This window comes from Ectothiorhodospira shaposhnikovii (genome assembly GCF_047222355.1).
In the GTDB taxonomy this organism is placed as follows: domain Bacteria; phylum Pseudomonadota; class Gammaproteobacteria; order Ectothiorhodospirales; family Ectothiorhodospiraceae; genus Ectothiorhodospira.
The window spans coordinates 1,499,194-1,515,061 of sequence record NZ_CP178333.1 but is presented as its reverse complement, the minus strand read 5'-3'; the positions used below and the strand labels follow the sequence as shown (position 1 = coordinate 1,515,061).

Below are 15,868 nucleotides of genomic sequence, written 5' to 3'. Positions count from 1 at the left end.
TTATCGGATCAGTGGCGCCAGAAAGCCGGGGTGAACAGCACCAGCAGGGTGAAGACCTCCAATCGCCCCAACAGCATGGCAAACATCAGCACCCACTTGGCCAGATCACTGATGCTGCTGTAATTTTCAGCCACGCTACCCAGGCCCGGCCCCAGATTGGTGATATTGGCCGCCACCGCGGAAAATGCCGTCACCTGATCCAGCCCCGTGGCCATCAGGATCATCATCATCAGACCGAACAACGCCACATAAGTGGCAAAAAACCCCCACACCGCATCCACCACCCGGTCGGGCACCGGCTTGCCGCCGACCTTGATGATCACTTGGGCCTGGGGGTGCACCAGTCGGATCACCTCCCGATACCCCTGCTTGATCAGCAGCATGAACCGGATCACCTTGATCCCCCCGCCGGTGGACATGGCACAGCCGCCGATGAAGGCCACCAGCACCAGCAGAACCGGCAGGAACAGGGGCCACTGGTCAACGCTGTCGGTGACGAAACCCGCCGTGACGCCGATGGAGACGGTATGAAAGATGGCCTGGTGCAGGGTGTCGCCCCAACCGCCGTAGTGCCGGGTCAGCATCAGGGTGGTCGTGACCACGATCCCCGTGGTCACCATGATGCCGATGAACCAGCGCACCTCCGGTTCTCGCAGATAGTGCCGGAAGGAACGGGTTCGCCAGGCCAGAAAATGCATGGCGAAATTGATGCCGGCGATGAGCATGAAGACCACACAGATCATGGAAATCAGTGGACTGTCGAAATGACCGATGCTGGCGTCGTAGGTGGAGAAACCGCCGATGGCCACGGTGGAGAAACTGTGGCCGATGGCATCGAACCAGCTCATCCCCGCCGCCCAGTAGGCGGTGGCACAGGCGATGGTCAGGGTGAGATAGATGTACCACAGGGCCTTGGCGGTTTCGGCAATGCGGGGGGTAAGCTTGGAGTCCTTCACCGGCCCCGGAGTCTCGGCCCGATAAAGCTGCATGCCCCCGACCCCCAGCATGGGCAGGATGGCCACCGCCAGCACGATGATGCCCATGCCGCCCAGCCACTGCAGCTGCTGGCGATAGAAGCGGATGGACTCCGGCAGATCGTCGATCCCGGTAAGCACCGTGGCCCCGGTGGTGGTGAGCCCGGACATGCTTTCAAAGGCGGCATCGGTGATGGAGATGCTGGGGGCATGAGAGAGGGTCAACGGCAGGGCGCCGGACAGGCCCAGCACGGTCCAGAACAGCACCACCACCAGGAAGCCGTCACGGGTGCGCAGTTCCTGACGGTGACGGCACACCGGTAACCAGATCAGGGTACCGACGATCAGGATCACCCCGAAGGACACCAGAAACGGCACCAACCCCTCGTCGTCGTAAATGATCGCCACCAGTGCCGGCGGCAGCATGGTGACGCTGAACAGCATCAGCAGCAGCCCGACGACACGGAGCACCGAAGACCAGTACATGAGTGATTCCAGGGGAGTCCAGGGGCGCATAAATTAGGCCACAGGAGGTGGATGGTGCAAACAATTTGGGGGTTTTAAGGCACAGAAGCGGCCTTGACCCGGGTTTCCCGGGGGTCTAGGGTAAAAAAACGAGGAAGAAAGCCCGTTGCGAGCGGAGACCGCCATGCCACATCGTCATGCACCCCATGCCCTGTGGGCATTCGCACTGAGCATCATCCTGCTGATGCCGACGTCCGTCCTCGCCCAGGGCGTGCCCACGCTGGATGCCACCACCCAGACCGCCCGTGCCGGTTATTACCAGCTCCGCTGGGGCCTGGAAGGGGCCGACGGCGCCATTTACCGCCTGGAAGAATCCCGCGCCACCGACTTCCGGGAGGCACGGGTTCTCTACGAAGGCGCCGACCGGGCCACCGTGATCAGCGGCCGCGGTGACGGCACCTTTCACTATCGGGTCCAGGCCACCCTGGCCGACGATTCCCGTTCCGACTGGAGTCCGCCCCTGACCATCGAGGTCAGGCATCACGCACTCCATCAGGCCCTGACCCTCTTTGGCGTGGGCGCCGTTGTCTTCCTGGCCACCATCGCCCTGATCGTCACCGGCAGGAGAATCCGATGAGCATTCAGGAAACCGCCATTCTGGAACCGGGGCTGGCCTGGCTGCTGATCGCCCTGTTCACCGCCCTGTACGTGGGTCTTGGCTGGTACTTCGGTCGCCGGGACAAGGAACTGGATCAGTTCGTGTTGGCCGGACGCAAGGTGGGACTGGCGGTGGGGACCGCTACCGCCATGGCCACGTGGGTCACCAGCAACACCACCATGATGGCCCCGCAGCTGGCCTATCAGATCGGTCTATGGGGCATGATCGGCTATGCCCTGGGTTCCGTGGGTCTGCTGCTGTTCGCCCCGCTGGCCAAGCGCATTCGGCTGCTCATGCCCCACGGCTATACCAGCGGCGACTTCGTCCGTCTGCGCTACGGCCATCTCGCTTGGCGGATCTTCCTGGCCATTTCCATCTTCTACAGCTTCGGCTGGCTGGTGAGCCTGGGCATGGCCGGCGGCGTGCTCACCCATGCCCTCTCCGGCATCCCCTACTGGCAGGGCATGACGGTGATCCTGGCGGCCTGCGTGGCCTACACCCTGATCGGCGGCTTTCGCGCCGTCATCGGCACCGACTTCATCCAGTCGATCCTGATCCTGGTCGGCCTGGTGGCCATCGCCTGGCTGGTGATCGGTCGCATCGGCTTTGACGAGATTCACCTCAGTCTGCGGCTGGAACGACCGGAACTGCTCACCCTGCTGATGCCGGCGGCGATCATGTTCCTGTTCAACAACCTGCTGTTCGGCATGGGGGAGATCTTCCATTCCAACGTGTGGTGGACCCGGGCCTATTCCTTCCGCGAGGGGGTGGGCATGTGGGCCTACCTGCTGGCAGGCATCTTCTGGGCGCCAATCCCCATCGTCGCCGGTTTCATCGCCCTGGCCGCACCGGCACTGGGGGTGAACATTCCCGCCGCCGACATGGTGGGTCCCATCGTCGCCTCGGAACTGCTGGGGCTGGCGGGGGCCATCATCGTGCTGGTGATGGTGTTCGCCGCCCTGGCCTCCAGCCTGGACTCCCTGCTGGCGGCCACGGCCATGCTGGTGGTGCGGGACATCTACTACCGGCACCTGCGCCCCCAGGCCACGGCGGCCCATCTGCGTACCGCCACCAAGGTCACCATTCTGCTGCTGGGGGTCATTGCCTGGCTGCTCTGCCTGCCGCGCATCACCACCCTGGCGGAACTGCTGCATTTCACCGGGGCCTTCGTGGCCAGCACAATCTGGCCCATCGCCGCCGGGCTGTACTGGCGTCGGACCAACCGCATCGGTGCTTCCCTGGCCATGGTACTGGGTAGCCTGGCGGGGATCAGCGCCTATTTCCTGATCGGTTTCTACGTGGGTGCCCTGGTGGGTGCGGCCGTGTCCATGGTGATCGTGCTGCTGACCACCTGGCTGTGGCCCCAGTCCTTTGACTGGGAAACCCTCAAGGAACCGCCGCCCAGACATTGAACCCGGGAGCATGCCATGGCATCCGTTGAATTCCTGACCGTGCTGATCGTCACCTCCACCGTCATCACGACCCTGTGCATCCTGGTACTGCTGGGGTTGGTGATCCGGGACTGGCGCAACGGGACCCTGTGGTAGACGCGGGCGCATCGGTCCGCTCTGATAGAATGCCCTGCCCGCCCCCATCCGGGGGCGGCGGTATTCCGTCATCCCCTTTGCAGAGGCGACATGGCCAGTTCCAAGCATATCTATCGAGTCTGTTTCATCAATCAGGGCAAGGTGTACGAGGTCTTCGCCCGCCAGGTGTACCAGAGTGAGATGTATGGTTTCGTGGTGGTGGAAGAGTTGATCTTCGGCGAGCGCAGCGCCATCGTGGTGGACCCGGGCGAGGAGAAGCTCAAGACCGAGTTTGCATCCGTCACCCGCAGCCTGATCCCGATGCATGCCATCATCCGCATCGATGAGGTGGAAAAGGAAGGTGTGGCCAAGATCAGCGAGCTGGGCGCCAACGTCACCGCCTTCCCCGCCAGCTACCTGCCCCAGGGTGGGACCCCTCCGCGCAAGGATGGCTAGAAAAAATCGGCAAAGGGATTTGCCAAACCAGAAAGATTCAGGTATCTTTCGGCACCTTGATCGGGACGGGCCAGGCCCACCGGATCAATCGCTGCCACTGCGCGGCGAAACAATCAGCGGAGAGGTGGCCGAGCGGTCGAAGGCGCACGCCTGGAAAGTGTGTATACGGTAACCCCGTATCGAGGGTTCGAATCCCTCCCTCTCCGCCATACAAAAGTACAAAAAAGCCACCGGAAACGGTGGCTTTTTTGCTATCGGCCCGGTGTTTAATCAAACACCACCGTCTTGTTGCCGTGCACCAGCACCCGGTCTTCCAGATGGTAACGCAGCCCCCGGGCCAGCACGGCCCGCTCCACGTCGCGCCCCAGTCGCACCAGATCGTCCACCGTGTCGTCGTGACGGACCCGGATCACATCCTGTTCGATGATCGGCCCCTCGTCCAGTTGATCGGTCACATAATGACAGGTGGCACCGATGAGCTTCACGCCCCGGTCGAAAGCCCGATGATAGGGCCTGGCGCCGACAAAGGACGGCAGGAAGCTGTGGTGGATATTGATCACGCGCCCGGCATAACGGGCACACATGTCCGGGGGCAGGATCTGCATGTAGCGGGCCAGCACCACCACGTCCGCGCGGGCCTCGTCCACCAGTTGAGAAACCCGGCCAAAGGCCGATGCCTTGTCCTGCCGGTCCACCGGGACATGGTGATAAGGAATCCCGTGCCACTCCACATAGTCCCGCATGTCCTCGTGGTTGGAAATCACGCAGGGGATGTCCATGGGCAGATCCCCTGAGCGCCAGCGATAGAGCAGATCCGTCAGACAGTGATCCAGTTTGCTCACCAGGGGCACCACGCGCCGGGGCAGACGGGCGTCGGTGACGTGCCACTGCATGGCGAACTCCCCGGCGATGGGTTCGAAGGCCCGACAGAAACCGTCGAGGTCGAAGGGCAACGTGCCGGCATCGATCTCGTAACGCATGAAGAACCAGCCGGTGGAGGCATCCGAGTGCTGGCTGGCCTCGGTGATGGAACCGCCGTGACTGGCCAGAAAGCCGCTCACGGCGGCAACGATGCCCACCCGGTCAGGACAGGAAATGATCAAACGATAACGATGCGGTGACATGAACCGGGATCCCTTCCGCGCTCAGCAACGCTGACCGGACTGCAGGCTGGGGCAGTCGCTGCTGACAGTGCGCCCCTCCCCCAACCAGCCCAGGATGCCGTCGGTCACATTCATCACCCGGGTGTAAGCCGCCTCTTCCACCATGAACCGGGCCAACACCCCGGTGCGGTTACCCACCCGGCAGATGAGCACGAAGGGCTCATCCCGCTCCACCACCCGGGTCAGATGTCGGGGGAAACTGCGCACGAAGCGGCCATTGGCGTCAAAGGCGGTGATCAGGTAGCTGCCTTCCACCACCCCGGTTTCGCGCCATTCCTCCGGACGCCGGATGTCGATGACCTTGACCCCGGCGGCAATCAGTTCGGCCAGTTCGTCATTGCTCACGTTGGTGAAGGGCGGCGGCTCCACCGCCACCAGTTCCAGTTCGAAACGCAGGGTGGCATTGGGTGGGATCACCCGACCGGCGCCGCGCTCACCGTAGGCCAGTTGAGGCGGGATGATCAGTTCCCGCTTGCCGCCGGCCTGCATGCCCACAAGCCCCATCTCCCAGCCGGGGATGACCTGCCCCTGCCCCAGGATCAGGCTCAGAGGCTCGCCCCGTTCATGGCTGGAATCAAAGCGGGTACCGTCTTCCAGCCAGCCGGTGTAATGCACCTGCAAGGCATGGTGACGATCGGCCCGTGGACCGTCGCCGACTTCAAGATCGCGGATCTGGAGTTCGGCGGCACCCGCCTGGGCAAACCACCCCAGGCAGATCAAGGCAAGGGCGGCAAGAAGAATGAAACGTGGCTGAGTCATGGCGCACTCCGTGGACGACACTTCGAATCGCGCCATGGTAGCGGCCCCGGGGGCGACAAGACCAGCCCTGCCGGAAAACCTGCACGCATACGTTACTTGAAGGGGGGTGGCAACCCACACCAGCCACACCCCGGCGCCCAAGTCCACTGTTACCGTTGCTCCCTTCCGGGCCTGGCGGGGTTCACAGCTTATTGTCGCGAGGGGACCGGTGCAGGTCACCATTGCTCGGATAAGGCTGGGGATTATGGGGTGAGCGGCAAGAACCGTCAACCTGGCGGGCGCGGGACCACCCTCCACCCAAATCCTGATAAGATGGCGCACTCTCACGATCCAGACGCTTGAAGGCGCAAACTGATGACTTCCAATATCCCAGGTTATCGTCGCCATGTCACCGTCCCCGTCCGCGTCGGCCATGTGGTGGTCGGCGGTGATGCCCCGGTGGTGGTGCAGTCCATGACCAACACCGATACCGCCGACGTGGAAAGCACCACACGCCAGGTGGCCGACCTGGCCCGGGGCGGGTCGGAAGTGGTGCGCATCACGGTCAATACCGAAGAAGCCGCCGCTGCCGTCCCCCGCATCCGCGAAGGCCTCGATGCCATGGGCCTGAATGTACCTCTGGTGGGGGATTTTCATTTCAACGGGCATCGCCTGCTCAGCAAGTATCCGGCCTGCGCCGAAGCCCTGGCCAAGCTGCGCATCAACCCGGGCAATGTGGGCCGGGGCGCCCGGCGCGACACTCAGTTCGCCCAGATGATCGAGATGGCCTGCCGCTACGACAAGCCAGTGCGCATCGGCGTCAACTGGGGCAGCCTGGATCAGGAACTGCTGGCCCGCATGATGGACGAGAACGCCCGCCGGGATCAGCCCCTGGACATCCAGGACATCAACCGCGAGGCGCTGATCGAATCCGCCCTGAGTAGCGCCCGGCGCGCCGAGGAGATCGGCCTGCCCCACGACCGCATCCTGCTGTCCTGCAAGGTCAGCGGGGTGCAGCCGCTGATCCGCGTCTACACGGAACTGGCCGCCCGCTGCGACTACCCCCTGCACCTGGGGCTGACCGAGGCGGGCATGGGCGTGAAGGGCATCGTGGCCTCCACCGCCGCCCTGGCGGTGCTGCTGCAGCAGGGCATCGGGGATACCATCCGCGTCTCCCTCACGCCGGAGCCGGGTGCAGACCGGGTCAAGGAAGTGATTGTGGCCCAGGAGATCCTGCAGAGTCTGGAACTACGCCGGTTCAGTCCGGCGGTGGTGGCCTGCCCTGGCTGCGGTCGCACCTCCAGCGATTATTTCCAGCATCTGGCCCAGGATATCCAGAACCACATCCGCCACAACATGCCCGAGTGGCGCAAACGCTATCCGGGTGTCGAGGAGATGACCGTGGCGGTGATGGGTTGTGTGGTCAACGGCCCCGGCGAAAGCAAGCATGCCAACATCGGCATCAGCCTGCCGGGCACCGGCGAGATGCCGGTGGCCCCGGTCTACGAGGATGGGGAAAAGACCGTCACACTCAAGGGCGACCACATCGCCGAGGAATTCCAGCAACTGGTGGAACAGTACATCGAACGCCGCTACGGCAAGGGCTGATCAACGCAGTGTCCTGATCGGCTCGATCCGGGGACGTGGCCTGGCGCCGGCTGCCTGTTCCAGCCGCAGCAACTCGGCCTGCGCCAGCCCCACCAGGCGATTGAATCCGGTCTGTGCCTGCTTGTCCAGGGCACAGGCCTGGGAACGTCGGTCGGCATAAACCATCCCCATCGGACGTTCCCCGACAAACAGGGAATGCACGAAAAATTCCCTGACACCAATGGCTTCCCTGAGCGGCTCCGGCACCTGCGACCACATCCCGTCCACGTTGCCCGGGTTGAGCCAGAACGAGGTGGGCCGTTTCATCAGCACCGCCAGTAGATGCCGTCCACCGACGTCAATGGTCATGCGGTTGAAGTCGGGTTCATAGTCGGTGCCCTCCATACAGACCGGCACCAGCCGCCCACTCTCCTCATCCAGACGCGCGAAGAGCACTCTGTTCAGTCCAAGACCATGGTGCAACCCGGTCAGCAACACCGAGAGCACCTCATTCTCATCAATAAGATCGGCAGCTTGCAGGCGCGCTTCCGCCTGGACAAGCTGATTGAAACGAGGCGCCAGGCAGAAGGCCGGCGCGGGTGATATCCCGCCTTCCTGAACCCGTGCGTCGATATCCTCGATCTTCAGTTCCGCAACGGGCGCCACGCCGTAAAGATCCACCTGCAGATTGAATTCTTCGGACACGCGATTCAGCTGGGCCACCACTGCCGCCGGCTCCAGTTCCAGATAATCCGCTGCCAGCCGCAGATCCCTGGCCAGACCCGCCGTGCACCAACCCCGCATGGCCTCGCGGGTCAACTTGGCCGCAAGCATGACGCCCAGAGTGCGAAGATGGCGGGCATTGGAAGGGCACATGCAATGTCGCACCATGTCCGGTAGCTGCCAGTGCTCGGCCAGTCGGTGGCCGACGGCACGCAGGTTCAGATCCAGTGCCACATATTCGGCCTCATGGGGAAGGACGGAACCATCGCTCATCAGGGTGAGGTAGCGATGGATCCGGCGTTCCTCATGGGCGGCCAGAAGCAGCTCGCCCAGGTTGTAAAACAGGCCGGCCAGGGAAACCTCGCCGGGAACCATGTCGTGACGGATGTCACCCCAGACCTCCGTCAACAAGGCGGAATAGGCGGAACGCGCGGCCACCTGGGCATAGCGGGTCCGTGCCTCGGGATCTTCCAGCAGCTGATCCAGGGGCACGACCTGCTCCAGGCAGCGCAAAATGCCCTGAATGCCGATCATCATGACGGCTTCGTCCAGGGACACCACTTCGGTACGGAAATGCCGATGGGGCACCGCATTGGCCATGCGAACGACATTGAGCGCCAATCCAGGATCCCGTTGGATCAGACGGGCCACCAGACGCATGCTGGAACACTCATCCGAGTCCAGATTCGCCAGCAACTCACGAGTTCCCGGCAACAGTGGCAGGCCCCGTGCGCCGAAAGCACTGACCCACTCATCCAGTACGTTCTTGCCCATCATTTCGCCTCTTCAGATTGAGCAGTGCTTCACACGGATAGATTCGGTTATTATGGCTCGCATTCTCACATCCTAGCCAGCCCAATGCCCCAGCCAGGCACCCGGAGGAATACGGCCCGTGAATCTGATCTTAGGCTCAATCATCGTTACCGTGGCCGTATTGGGCGGATGGGCCCTCCATGGCGGACAGCTCATCCTGATCTGGCAGCCCTATGAGTTCATCATCATCCTCGGGGCGGCGCTGGGAGCTTTCGTGATCGCCAACCCGATGAAGACCATCCTCAAGGTCATCACCCTCATTCCCAAGATGATGGCCGGCCCAGTCTACAAAAAAGACGATTACATGGAACTGCTGGGCCTGATGTATGACCTCTTCACCAAGGCGCGCAAGGAAGGGCTGATGGGTATCGAGGGAGATATTGAAGAACCTGAAAACAGCCCACTGTTCGAAAAATATCCGCGGGTACTGAAAAATCACCACGCTGTGGAATTCATCTCGGATTACATGCGCCTGGTGGTCAGCGGCAGCATGAACTCCTTCGAGCTGGACAACCTCATGGACATCGATATCGAAACCCACCACCACGAGGCGGCAGAACCCGCCCATGCAGTGAGCCGGGTGGCCGATGGCCTGCCCGCCTTCGGTATCGTCGCGGCGGTGCTGGGCATCGTAAATACCATGAGTGCCCTGGATGGTCCCATCGATAAGATCGGCGGCCTGGTGGCCGCGGCGCTGGTGGGTACTTTTACCGGTATCCTCCTGGCCTACGGTTTCGTGGGTCCATTGAGCAATGCCCTTGAACGCCGTGCCGACGAAGAAAGCAAGTATCTGGCGGTCCTCAAGGCCTGCATCCTCGCCAATGTCCAGGGTTACAGTCCACAGGTGGCTGTTGAGTTCGGGCGCAAAGCGATGACTTCCAACATGCGCCCCAGCTTCATTGAGCTGGAACAGCATCTGCGCGGCAACAAGGAGTAGCAGCCTTGGCGATGGAGGAGAAAAAACAGCCGATCGTCATCAAGCGGATCATCAAGAAAGGCGGCCACCATGGTGGTGCCTGGAAGATTGCATTCGCGGATTTCGCCATCGCCATGATGGCCTTCTTTCTGCTTTTGTGGATTCTATCGGTCACGGATGATGTGCAGAAGGCAGCGATCTCCCAATATTTTCAGGATCCCTCCGCCGCCATGGGGATCAGTCCCACCCCGCCCCATCCGACCGAAGGTGATGGTGCCTCCCCCTCCATCATCGATTTCGAGGGCGCCATCGACATGGAACGGGCCGAAGAAATGGCCCAGGAACTGGATCGCCAGCGACTGGAAAACCTCAAGGAAGTGCTGGAAGAAGCCATGGAGCAGAGCCAGGCACTGGAGCCCTTCAAGGATCAGTTACTGCTGGACATCACACCGGAGGGTTTGCGTATCCAGATCGTCGACAGGGAAAATCGCCCCATGTTCGACCTGGGCAGTTCCCAGCTCATGAACTATTCCACGGCCATCCTGCGTGAACTGGGTGCCATCATCAATCAGGTTCCCAACAAGATCAGCATTACCGGACACACCGATGCTCGCCCCTTCATCCGGGCCAATTACAGCAACTGGGAACTGTCCGCCGACCGGGCCAACGCGGCTCGACGCGCCATGCTGGCGGGAGGCATGGAGGAAGGTAAGGTGGGCCGGGTGATCGGGCTGGGTTCCACGGTGCTGTTTGACAAAGAGAACCCGGAAAACCCCATCAACCGGCGCATCAGCATCATCGTGATGAACCAGGCGACGGAAGCCTCCATCCTCAAGGAGGCCTCGGTGGAATACCAGGGCGATCAGCCCCTGCCATTCACGCCCTGAGTGGTTCCAGGCTCCGCGGGCCCAAAAACTCCAACGCCCCACCGGCGTCACGGGCCCGCAATACCCCCTGGCAGACCATGCCGCCCTTGAGTACCAGGGCGGCATGGCGATCCTCGATGGCCTGACACAGGGCAAGACAGCGCTCGGCTTCACGCTCCCTGCTTCCCGGCACATGGGCATCGTAGAGTCGGTGGACCAGCACCGGCACCGGCAAGCCAAGTCGTGCGGCCTCCCCCTTGAGCACGCCCTGCACGCCGATGTCCAGGGCCTCCCCCATCACCTCCATGGGCGCGGCCCCCACGCACCAGGCCAGATTGCGCCACTGCACCTCATCCAGGGCGTCGCCGACGATGATCAGTCGTTCCGTCCGCTCCCCCTGGGCATGCCGGCCATCACGATACAGACGCAGGTAGTCCAGCTGGGACAGATTACCCTGCAACAAACGGGCGATCAGGCGCACCAGCCCCTCCCGGGGCGGCTCCCCTCCCCCGCCCTCGCCTCCCAGATCACGCACCGCCTGATGAATGCTCTGATACAGCCGCAGGGAAGCCACGCGAGGCTCCAGGGACAGGGTCTGACGATATAAAACGGCACTGTCGACGAAGACATCCGTGCGCATCCGGCCATGGGCGTCGGGCACATGGATCCGGATCCCGTCGGTGTCCGTGTCCACGCCGATCAACAGGGTATCCACCGGCGGGGGGCGGGACAGGCCGTTGCCCAGGGACTCCCTGAAACAGTGGAGGCGCTCCAGTAACGAAGCCGCAAGGGTTTCGACATTGCCCTCGGCCTCACAGCAAGGCTGCGCAGCCTGGGTGGACCGGAAGTGATAGACGCAAACCTTCAGGTAGCGGGACGGGACGTTGGCCGGAACGGGCACCCCTTCCAGATGCCGCAGCAGTTCACAGTAACGCCAGTGCTCCACCTGGCTGTCCACGTCGAAGAACCCACCCACGCGGGCACAGGGCCGAACCTGCAGGCCCGGCAGGCGCAGGATCAAGCGCTTGAGCCCCATCAGACGACCATCCGGACAGGCACTCGCCACCATGGCGTGGACATCACAGTCCAGCAGCTCCCCAAGCACCGTTTCCACATCCATCATCGGGGCGGGGCAGTCGCTCCAGGCCCCTTCCACCATCTGCGACAGGATGCGAAAGATGCCGTGGGCATACAGCCGGCGCACATCCAGTCCACCGACCCAGGAGCGCTCGACCACTTCATCCGGCCATGAAAAACCCAACCGATCCTGGGCCATGGCCTGGATCCTACGAGCGTGGTCGGGGCCCATGGCCTGGTACTGCATCTCCCGAAGCGCTGGGATCAGGGCTTCCAGCTTGGCTTCGAACACCTTCTCGAAGGCATGCAGTCTGCCGTGGTTGGCCGACGCGGCCAGGGGATGATGCATCCTGTCGGATGAAATCCGGGTCTTCGGATCCGGGGCCATGGTCATGTCCTGCTCGCTCACGCCTGATCAACCTCTCGTTGTACGGTCAGGCCCGTGAAAATTCGACTGGAATACTCGATTTTTATTCCTGTTCCCATTAGGCAATACTCATATGATGTGGCTGTGACCAGACACGGAGCCAGCGCCTCCGTCTGGCCGAGGATAATCCTGCCCCATGGAGGCAAGGCACATGAACTTCACCTTCCGACAACTCAAGGCCTTCGAGGCGGTCGCCCGAAATCTGAGCTATACCAGAGCCTCGGAAGAACTGCATCTTACGCAACCGGCCGTTTCCATGCAGATCAAGCAGCTGGAAGAACATGTGGGCCTGCCCCTGTTCGAGCAGATCGGCAAACGGATCTATCTTACCGATGCGGGCAAGGAGCTTTATCACTACAGCTGCGCGATTGCCAATCAGCTGGCGGAAGTGGAAATGGTGCTCAACGAGATGAAGGGCCTGCGGCGCGGGCACCTGAACATCGCCGTTGCCAGTACGGCCAACTACTTTGTCCCCCGGCTGATTGCGGCGTTCCATCGACGTCATCAGGATATCTCCGTGACCCTGGAGGTCACCAACCGGGAATCCCTGCTCAAGCTGCTGGACATGAATGCAATGGATCTGGCCATCATGGGCCAACCCCCCTCGGGCGAGCCGGCCGCCCACCCCTTCCTGGAGAATCCTCTGGTGATCATCGCTCCGCCGGATCACCCGCTGGCGCGGGAAAGCAACATCCCGGTCTCCCGTCTGGCCACGGAACATTTCGTGGTGCGCGAAGAAGGCTCCGGCACCCGGGGCGCCGCGGAACGTTTTTTCGAGACCCACGGCATCACCCTGCAAGCCACCCAGCAGATGCACAGCAGCGAGGCCATCAAGCAGGCGGTGGAAGCCGGGCTGGGCCTGGGCCTGCTGTCCCTGCACACCCTGGAGATGGAACTGATTCTGAAACGCTTGGTGGTGCTGGACGTGGAAGGTTTCCCCATCCAGCGCCAATGGTATGTGGTCCACCCCCGGGGCAAGCGTTTTTCCGGCGTGGCCCAGGCCTTCATGAAGTTCACCCTGGAGGGAGCCGGACACCTGCTCAAAACACCCGAATGGCGGAATTAAAAAACCCCGGCAGGCGTGTTGACAGCCCCGGGGTGCCTCCCTATAATCACGCCTTCTTCGCACTTGGGCGGTTAGCTCAGCGGTAGAGCACTGCCTTCACACGGCAGGGGTCAGTGGTTCGATCCCACTACCGCCCACCAAATTGAAGTACAAGCAGTACCAAGAAGATCTCTAAGCCCCCGGAAACGGGGGCTTTTTTGTTTCCGCTCGTCCCGTGAAAACCCATGAGATCCTTTGACAGCCTGTATCCCTTGGGGCTTACCCCGAGACTTCCCTGAAGGAAGCCCGGAAACGCCGTGACGAATCCCGAAAAAAGTCTCGCGCCGTTTCAGTGAGCCTGACCCGAGCGCAGGGCAATCACCTCGGTCAGGGACAGACCCGTGGTCTGGGCAATCTGCTCGTCGGTCAGCAAACCCAGCTTGAGCAGGTTCATGGCTGCCAAGCGCTGACCTTCCAGCCGCCCTTCCAGCCGCCCTTCCTGTCGTCCTTCCTGTCGTCCCTTCTGCCGCTCCTTTTCCGCCCACGTCTGAAGATTTTCCGCCAGCATCGCATGGTCCTCCACCAAACTGTTGATCTGTTCCAGCGCCTGCTCCGCCTCGGTACCCAGCCGCCTGAGGTGACGCTTGAGCCAACGGGTGATCACCTCGTCCAGCCGGGCTTTTTCCGGGTGTGCCCGGATGCGCGCCGCCAGCCGTTTCACCGCGCCCTGCAGGGCCTCCACGTCCTTCGATGCCTTCTCCACCTCAAAAATCCCGCTCAGCGGCGTATCCCGCTTCGCCAGTTCGTCCTCGGTGAAGGCCGATTCGTTCACCAGATAGTAGCGCAGGTGAGGCTGATAGACCCGCAGGAACATCGGCGGTTCCGGCCGGACCATTCGGTAGATGTCCTCCCGCGCCGTCCAGCGCTTCGAGCCGTTGTACAGTACCACCGGAAAGATCGGCGGCATCCCCTTGCGGGCCGTCGTGACCTTCGTCTTGATCAAGTGGTCGTAGAAGCAGGCCACGTAATGCAACATCCGGATCGGCAGGCGATGATCCACCGTGGACTGGAATTCCAGCAGCAGGTAGACAAATACCCGCTGCCTGACACCCTCCCAGTCCACCTCCACCGACCAGACCTTGTCTTCAAACTTTTCATTGAACAGGGGCGTGATGTAGTTCCCGCTGTGGTCCGTCAGGGTGGAGAAATCCATCATCGCCGACACCTCCGGCGGGGCAAATCCCTCCATCAGCTGTCGGACCAGTTCCGGATAGCTGAACAGTTCCTTGTAGCCCGTGTCGTGGTGGTTGACCATGCGCTGTCCTGGGTGAAGATCCGTCCGTAGTGTGCCATACCCGCCCCTGGCTTGGCCGGTCCTCCACCCTGGGGTAAACCACCGACTGACCTGGCCGGGATGCGCTGGGGGACCACGACACGCTCCCGTGGACAGAGGGCTCTGAAAAACCACCCCCCGCCCAAAAAACCGTTTTCCATTGTCGCCACCCCAACCTTCCGGGCCCGCGCTGTCCCCACGGCCGTCATCGCTAGAGGGCGCGATCCCGGCTGAAGTCGGCGAGCCGTGAGCACCGCCCGGCAGCAGACCACCCCGCCCCGGCATCCGGCCCAGCAGGGCCTGATCAGCCGTCTGATCGCGGCGGTGGCCTCGGTGCTGTTCTGGCTGTTGATCGCCCGGGGCGAGCCCTAGGGATGGGGGGAGTAAATCGCATAGAAGGCGCAGTCCCCGGGCAAGTCAGCACAAGGTGACGAAGCCCATCAGGTGCAGGGGATAGGGTATCGGGCGCATCTGGCCCGACTGGCCGCGGAATTGGCGGCCCTGGCGCCCCTGATTGATGCGGCCGAGCGCCACGCCAACCCCGATGCCCGCATCCGCTTCCAGTACGACTGGCTGCGCCAGGATCTGGAACGGGTGCAGCATCCTTACCGTTGTTTCCGCGGCTGCTACGCTCCGAAATTCCACACCCGGTACCGCTTGATCAAGATCAAGGGGCCACTGGTCGCACACTCGCGACAATCCCCCCATGTACCTGACCATCAAACACCTTCACGTTACGCTGGCACTGATCTCCATCTCCGGGTTCATCGTCCGCGGCCTGCTGCACCTGTGCCACTCACCCAGGGTCAGGCACCGTTTCGTGCGCGTTGCCCCTCATGTGGTGGACACCTGTCTTCTGCTCACCGGGCTGTGGCTGGCCTGGGTGTGGCAGATGCACGTGGTGCTTCAGCCCTGGCTGGTGGCCAAGCTCACCGCCCTGCTGGCATATATCGTGCTGGGAATGATCGCCTTCCGCTTCGCCCGACATGATGCCGGCCGGGCCGCCGCCTGGTTGCTGGCCATCCTCGCGTTCGGCTACATGCTACTGGTGGCTCATACCAAACAGGCCGTCCCCTTCTGATTTCCCCGCCCACGGTGCCC

At 62.4% G+C, this 15,868-nt stretch carries 15 protein-coding genes, 2 tRNA genes, 1 other RNA gene and 1 pseudogene; 12 read left to right on the top strand and 7 right to left on the bottom strand.

Going from position 1 to position 15,868, the window contains the following annotated elements; all coding sequences use genetic code 11:
- Positions 1–8: 8 nt before the first annotated feature.
- The gene (locus ACLF6L_RS06930; RefSeq protein ID WP_238618258.1) at positions 9–1,460 is read right to left on the bottom strand and encodes a TrkH family potassium uptake protein; all 1,452 of its coding nucleotides are present in this window, start codon (positions 1,458–1,460) and stop codon (positions 9–11) included.
- Between the two features lie 163 nt (positions 1,461–1,623).
- On the opposite strand from ACLF6L_RS06930, the gene ACLF6L_RS06925 reads away from it, so the two are divergent.
- From ACLF6L_RS06925 to ACLF6L_RS06910, 4 genes are all read left to right on the top strand, one after another.
- Positions 1,624–2,076 carry a hypothetical protein gene (locus ACLF6L_RS06925; protein WP_412852643.1) on the top strand — a complete coding sequence of 151 codons (453 nt, stop codon included), beginning with the start codon at positions 1,624–1,626 and terminating at the stop codon, positions 2,074–2,076.
- On the top strand, positions 2,073–3,509 hold the full coding sequence (locus tag ACLF6L_RS06920; RefSeq protein WP_238618256.1) for a sodium:solute symporter family protein: 1,437 nt from the start codon (positions 2,073–2,075) through the stop codon (positions 3,507–3,509). Before ACLF6L_RS06925 ends, ACLF6L_RS06920 begins: the two co-directional genes overlap by 4 nt.
- Before the next feature lie 225 nt (positions 3,510–3,734).
- Positions 3,735–4,079 (top strand): DUF1820 family protein, encoded by a 345-nt coding sequence (locus ACLF6L_RS06915; RefSeq protein ID WP_008932988.1) that lies wholly within the window; start codon positions 3,735–3,737, stop codon positions 4,077–4,079.
- A gap of 118 nt (positions 4,080–4,197) precedes the next feature.
- Positions 4,198–4,288 (top strand) — tRNA-Ser (locus ACLF6L_RS06910).
- A 57-nt stretch (positions 4,289–4,345) separates the two neighbouring features.
- On the opposite strand, the gene purU is transcribed toward ACLF6L_RS06910, so the two are convergent.
- The 3 genes from purU to ffs all read right to left on the bottom strand — a co-directional run bounded on the left by purU (position 4,346) and on the right by ffs (position 6,212).
- Entirely contained in the window at positions 4,346–5,203 is an 858-nt protein-coding gene (purU, locus tag ACLF6L_RS06905; RefSeq protein WP_238618255.1) for a formyltetrahydrofolate deformylase, read from the bottom strand.
- 21 nt (positions 5,204–5,224) lie between these two features.
- Positions 5,225–6,001, bottom strand: a complete 777-nt coding sequence (locus tag ACLF6L_RS06900; RefSeq protein ID WP_412852642.1) for an FKBP-type peptidyl-prolyl cis-trans isomerase — start codon at positions 5,999–6,001, stop codon at positions 5,225–5,227.
- A 114-nt stretch (positions 6,002–6,115) separates the two neighbouring features.
- Positions 6,116–6,212, bottom strand: an RNA gene (gene ffs / locus ACLF6L_RS06895) — signal recognition particle sRNA small type.
- A 143-nt stretch (positions 6,213–6,355) separates the two neighbouring features.
- Here ffs and ispG point away from each other — a divergent pair.
- Positions 6,356–7,588, top strand: coding sequence for a flavodoxin-dependent (E)-4-hydroxy-3-methylbut-2-enyl-diphosphate synthase (gene ispG, locus ACLF6L_RS06890; RefSeq protein WP_238618253.1), 1,233 nt, complete (start codon positions 6,356–6,358; stop codon positions 7,586–7,588).
- On the opposite strand, the gene ACLF6L_RS06885 is transcribed toward ispG, so the two are convergent.
- Positions 7,589–9,067 (bottom strand): HDOD domain-containing protein, encoded by a 1,479-nt coding sequence (locus ACLF6L_RS06885; protein WP_238618252.1) that lies wholly within the window; start codon positions 9,065–9,067, stop codon positions 7,589–7,591. It abuts the gene before it with no gap.
- A gap of 115 nt (positions 9,068–9,182) precedes the next feature.
- Here ACLF6L_RS06885 and motA point away from each other — a divergent pair, with 115 nt between their 5' ends.
- Together motA and motB are read left to right on the top strand one after the other, a co-directional pair.
- On the top strand, positions 9,183–10,040 hold the full coding sequence (gene motA, locus ACLF6L_RS06880) for a flagellar motor stator protein MotA (protein WP_238618251.1): 858 nt from the start codon (positions 9,183–9,185) through the stop codon (positions 10,038–10,040).
- Positions 10,041–10,045: 5 nt separating this feature from the next.
- Positions 10,046–10,906: a flagellar motor protein MotB gene (gene motB, locus ACLF6L_RS06875; protein ID WP_412852641.1), complete on the top strand. Its 861-nt coding sequence runs from the start codon at positions 10,046–10,048 to the stop codon at positions 10,904–10,906.
- Here motB and ACLF6L_RS06870 read toward each other — a convergent pair.
- Positions 10,896–12,371, bottom strand: a complete 1,476-nt coding sequence (locus ACLF6L_RS06870; protein ID WP_412852640.1) for a carboxysome shell carbonic anhydrase — start codon at positions 12,369–12,371, stop codon at positions 10,896–10,898. The genes motB and ACLF6L_RS06870 overlap by 11 nt on opposite strands.
- Positions 12,372–12,540: 169 nt before the next feature.
- Between ACLF6L_RS06870 and ACLF6L_RS06865 the strand changes: the two genes are divergently transcribed.
- Positions 12,541–13,455, top strand: a complete 915-nt coding sequence (locus ACLF6L_RS06865; RefSeq protein ID WP_412852639.1) for a LysR substrate-binding domain-containing protein — start codon at positions 12,541–12,543, stop codon at positions 13,453–13,455.
- Positions 13,456–13,520: 65 nt separating this feature from the next.
- Positions 13,521–13,595, top strand: a tRNA-Val gene (locus ACLF6L_RS06860).
- A 188-nt stretch (positions 13,596–13,783) separates the two neighbouring features.
- Here the strand turns inward: ACLF6L_RS06860 and ACLF6L_RS06855 are convergent.
- Positions 13,784–14,749 (bottom strand): Rpn family recombination-promoting nuclease/putative transposase, encoded by a 966-nt coding sequence (locus ACLF6L_RS06855; protein ID WP_412852638.1) that lies wholly within the window; start codon positions 14,747–14,749, stop codon positions 13,784–13,786.
- 264 nt (positions 14,750–15,013) lie between these two features.
- Between ACLF6L_RS06855 and ACLF6L_RS06850 the strand changes: the two genes are divergently transcribed.
- The 3 genes and pseudogenes from ACLF6L_RS06850 to ACLF6L_RS06840 all read left to right on the top strand — a co-directional run bounded on the left by ACLF6L_RS06850 (position 15,014) and on the right by ACLF6L_RS06840 (position 15,848).
- A complete protein-coding gene (locus ACLF6L_RS06850; RefSeq protein ID WP_276315724.1) occupies positions 15,014–15,139 on the top strand; it encodes a hypothetical protein in 126 nt (41 codons plus the stop codon).
- Positions 15,140–15,211: 72 nt separating this feature from the next.
- A pseudogene (locus ACLF6L_RS06845) lies at positions 15,212–15,307 on the top strand (hypothetical protein); the annotation flags it as partial.
- 166 nt (positions 15,308–15,473) lie between these two features.
- Positions 15,474–15,848, top strand: coding sequence for a SirB2 family protein (locus ACLF6L_RS06840; protein WP_238618246.1), 375 nt, complete (start codon positions 15,474–15,476; stop codon positions 15,846–15,848).
- Positions 15,849–15,868 lie beyond the last annotated feature (20 nt).

Excerpts from the sequence above, each read along its gene's own strand:
- ACLF6L_RS06840 (WP_238618246.1), top strand. The coding sequence starts at position 15,474 with ATGTACCTGACCATCAAACACCTTCACGTTACGCTGGCACTGATCTCC.
- ACLF6L_RS06900 (WP_412852642.1), bottom strand. The coding sequence starts at position 6,001 with ATGACTCAGCCACGTTTCATTCTTCTTGCCGCCCTTGCCTTGATCTGC.
- ACLF6L_RS06865 (WP_412852639.1), top strand. The coding sequence starts at position 12,541 with ATGAACTTCACCTTCCGACAACTCAAGGCCTTCGAGGCGGTCGCCCGA.
- ACLF6L_RS06855 (WP_412852638.1), bottom strand. The coding sequence starts at position 14,749 with ATGGTCAACCACCACGACACGGGCTACAAGGAACTGTTCAGCTATCCG.
- ACLF6L_RS06885 (WP_238618252.1), bottom strand. The coding sequence starts at position 9,067 with ATGATGGGCAAGAACGTACTGGATGAGTGGGTCAGTGCTTTCGGCGCA.
- purU (WP_238618255.1), bottom strand. The coding sequence starts at position 5,203 with ATGTCACCGCATCGTTATCGTTTGATCATTTCCTGTCCTGACCGGGTG.
- ispG (WP_238618253.1), top strand. The coding sequence starts at position 6,356 with ATGACTTCCAATATCCCAGGTTATCGTCGCCATGTCACCGTCCCCGTC.
- ACLF6L_RS06915 (WP_008932988.1), top strand. The coding sequence starts at position 3,735 with ATGGCCAGTTCCAAGCATATCTATCGAGTCTGTTTCATCAATCAGGGC.
- ACLF6L_RS06930 (WP_238618258.1), bottom strand. The coding sequence starts at position 1,460 with ATGTACTGGTCTTCGGTGCTCCGTGTCGTCGGGCTGCTGCTGATGCTG.
- ACLF6L_RS06920 (WP_238618256.1), top strand. The coding sequence starts at position 2,073 with ATGAGCATTCAGGAAACCGCCATTCTGGAACCGGGGCTGGCCTGGCTG.
- ACLF6L_RS06925 (WP_412852643.1), top strand. The coding sequence starts at position 1,624 with ATGCCACATCGTCATGCACCCCATGCCCTGTGGGCATTCGCACTGAGC.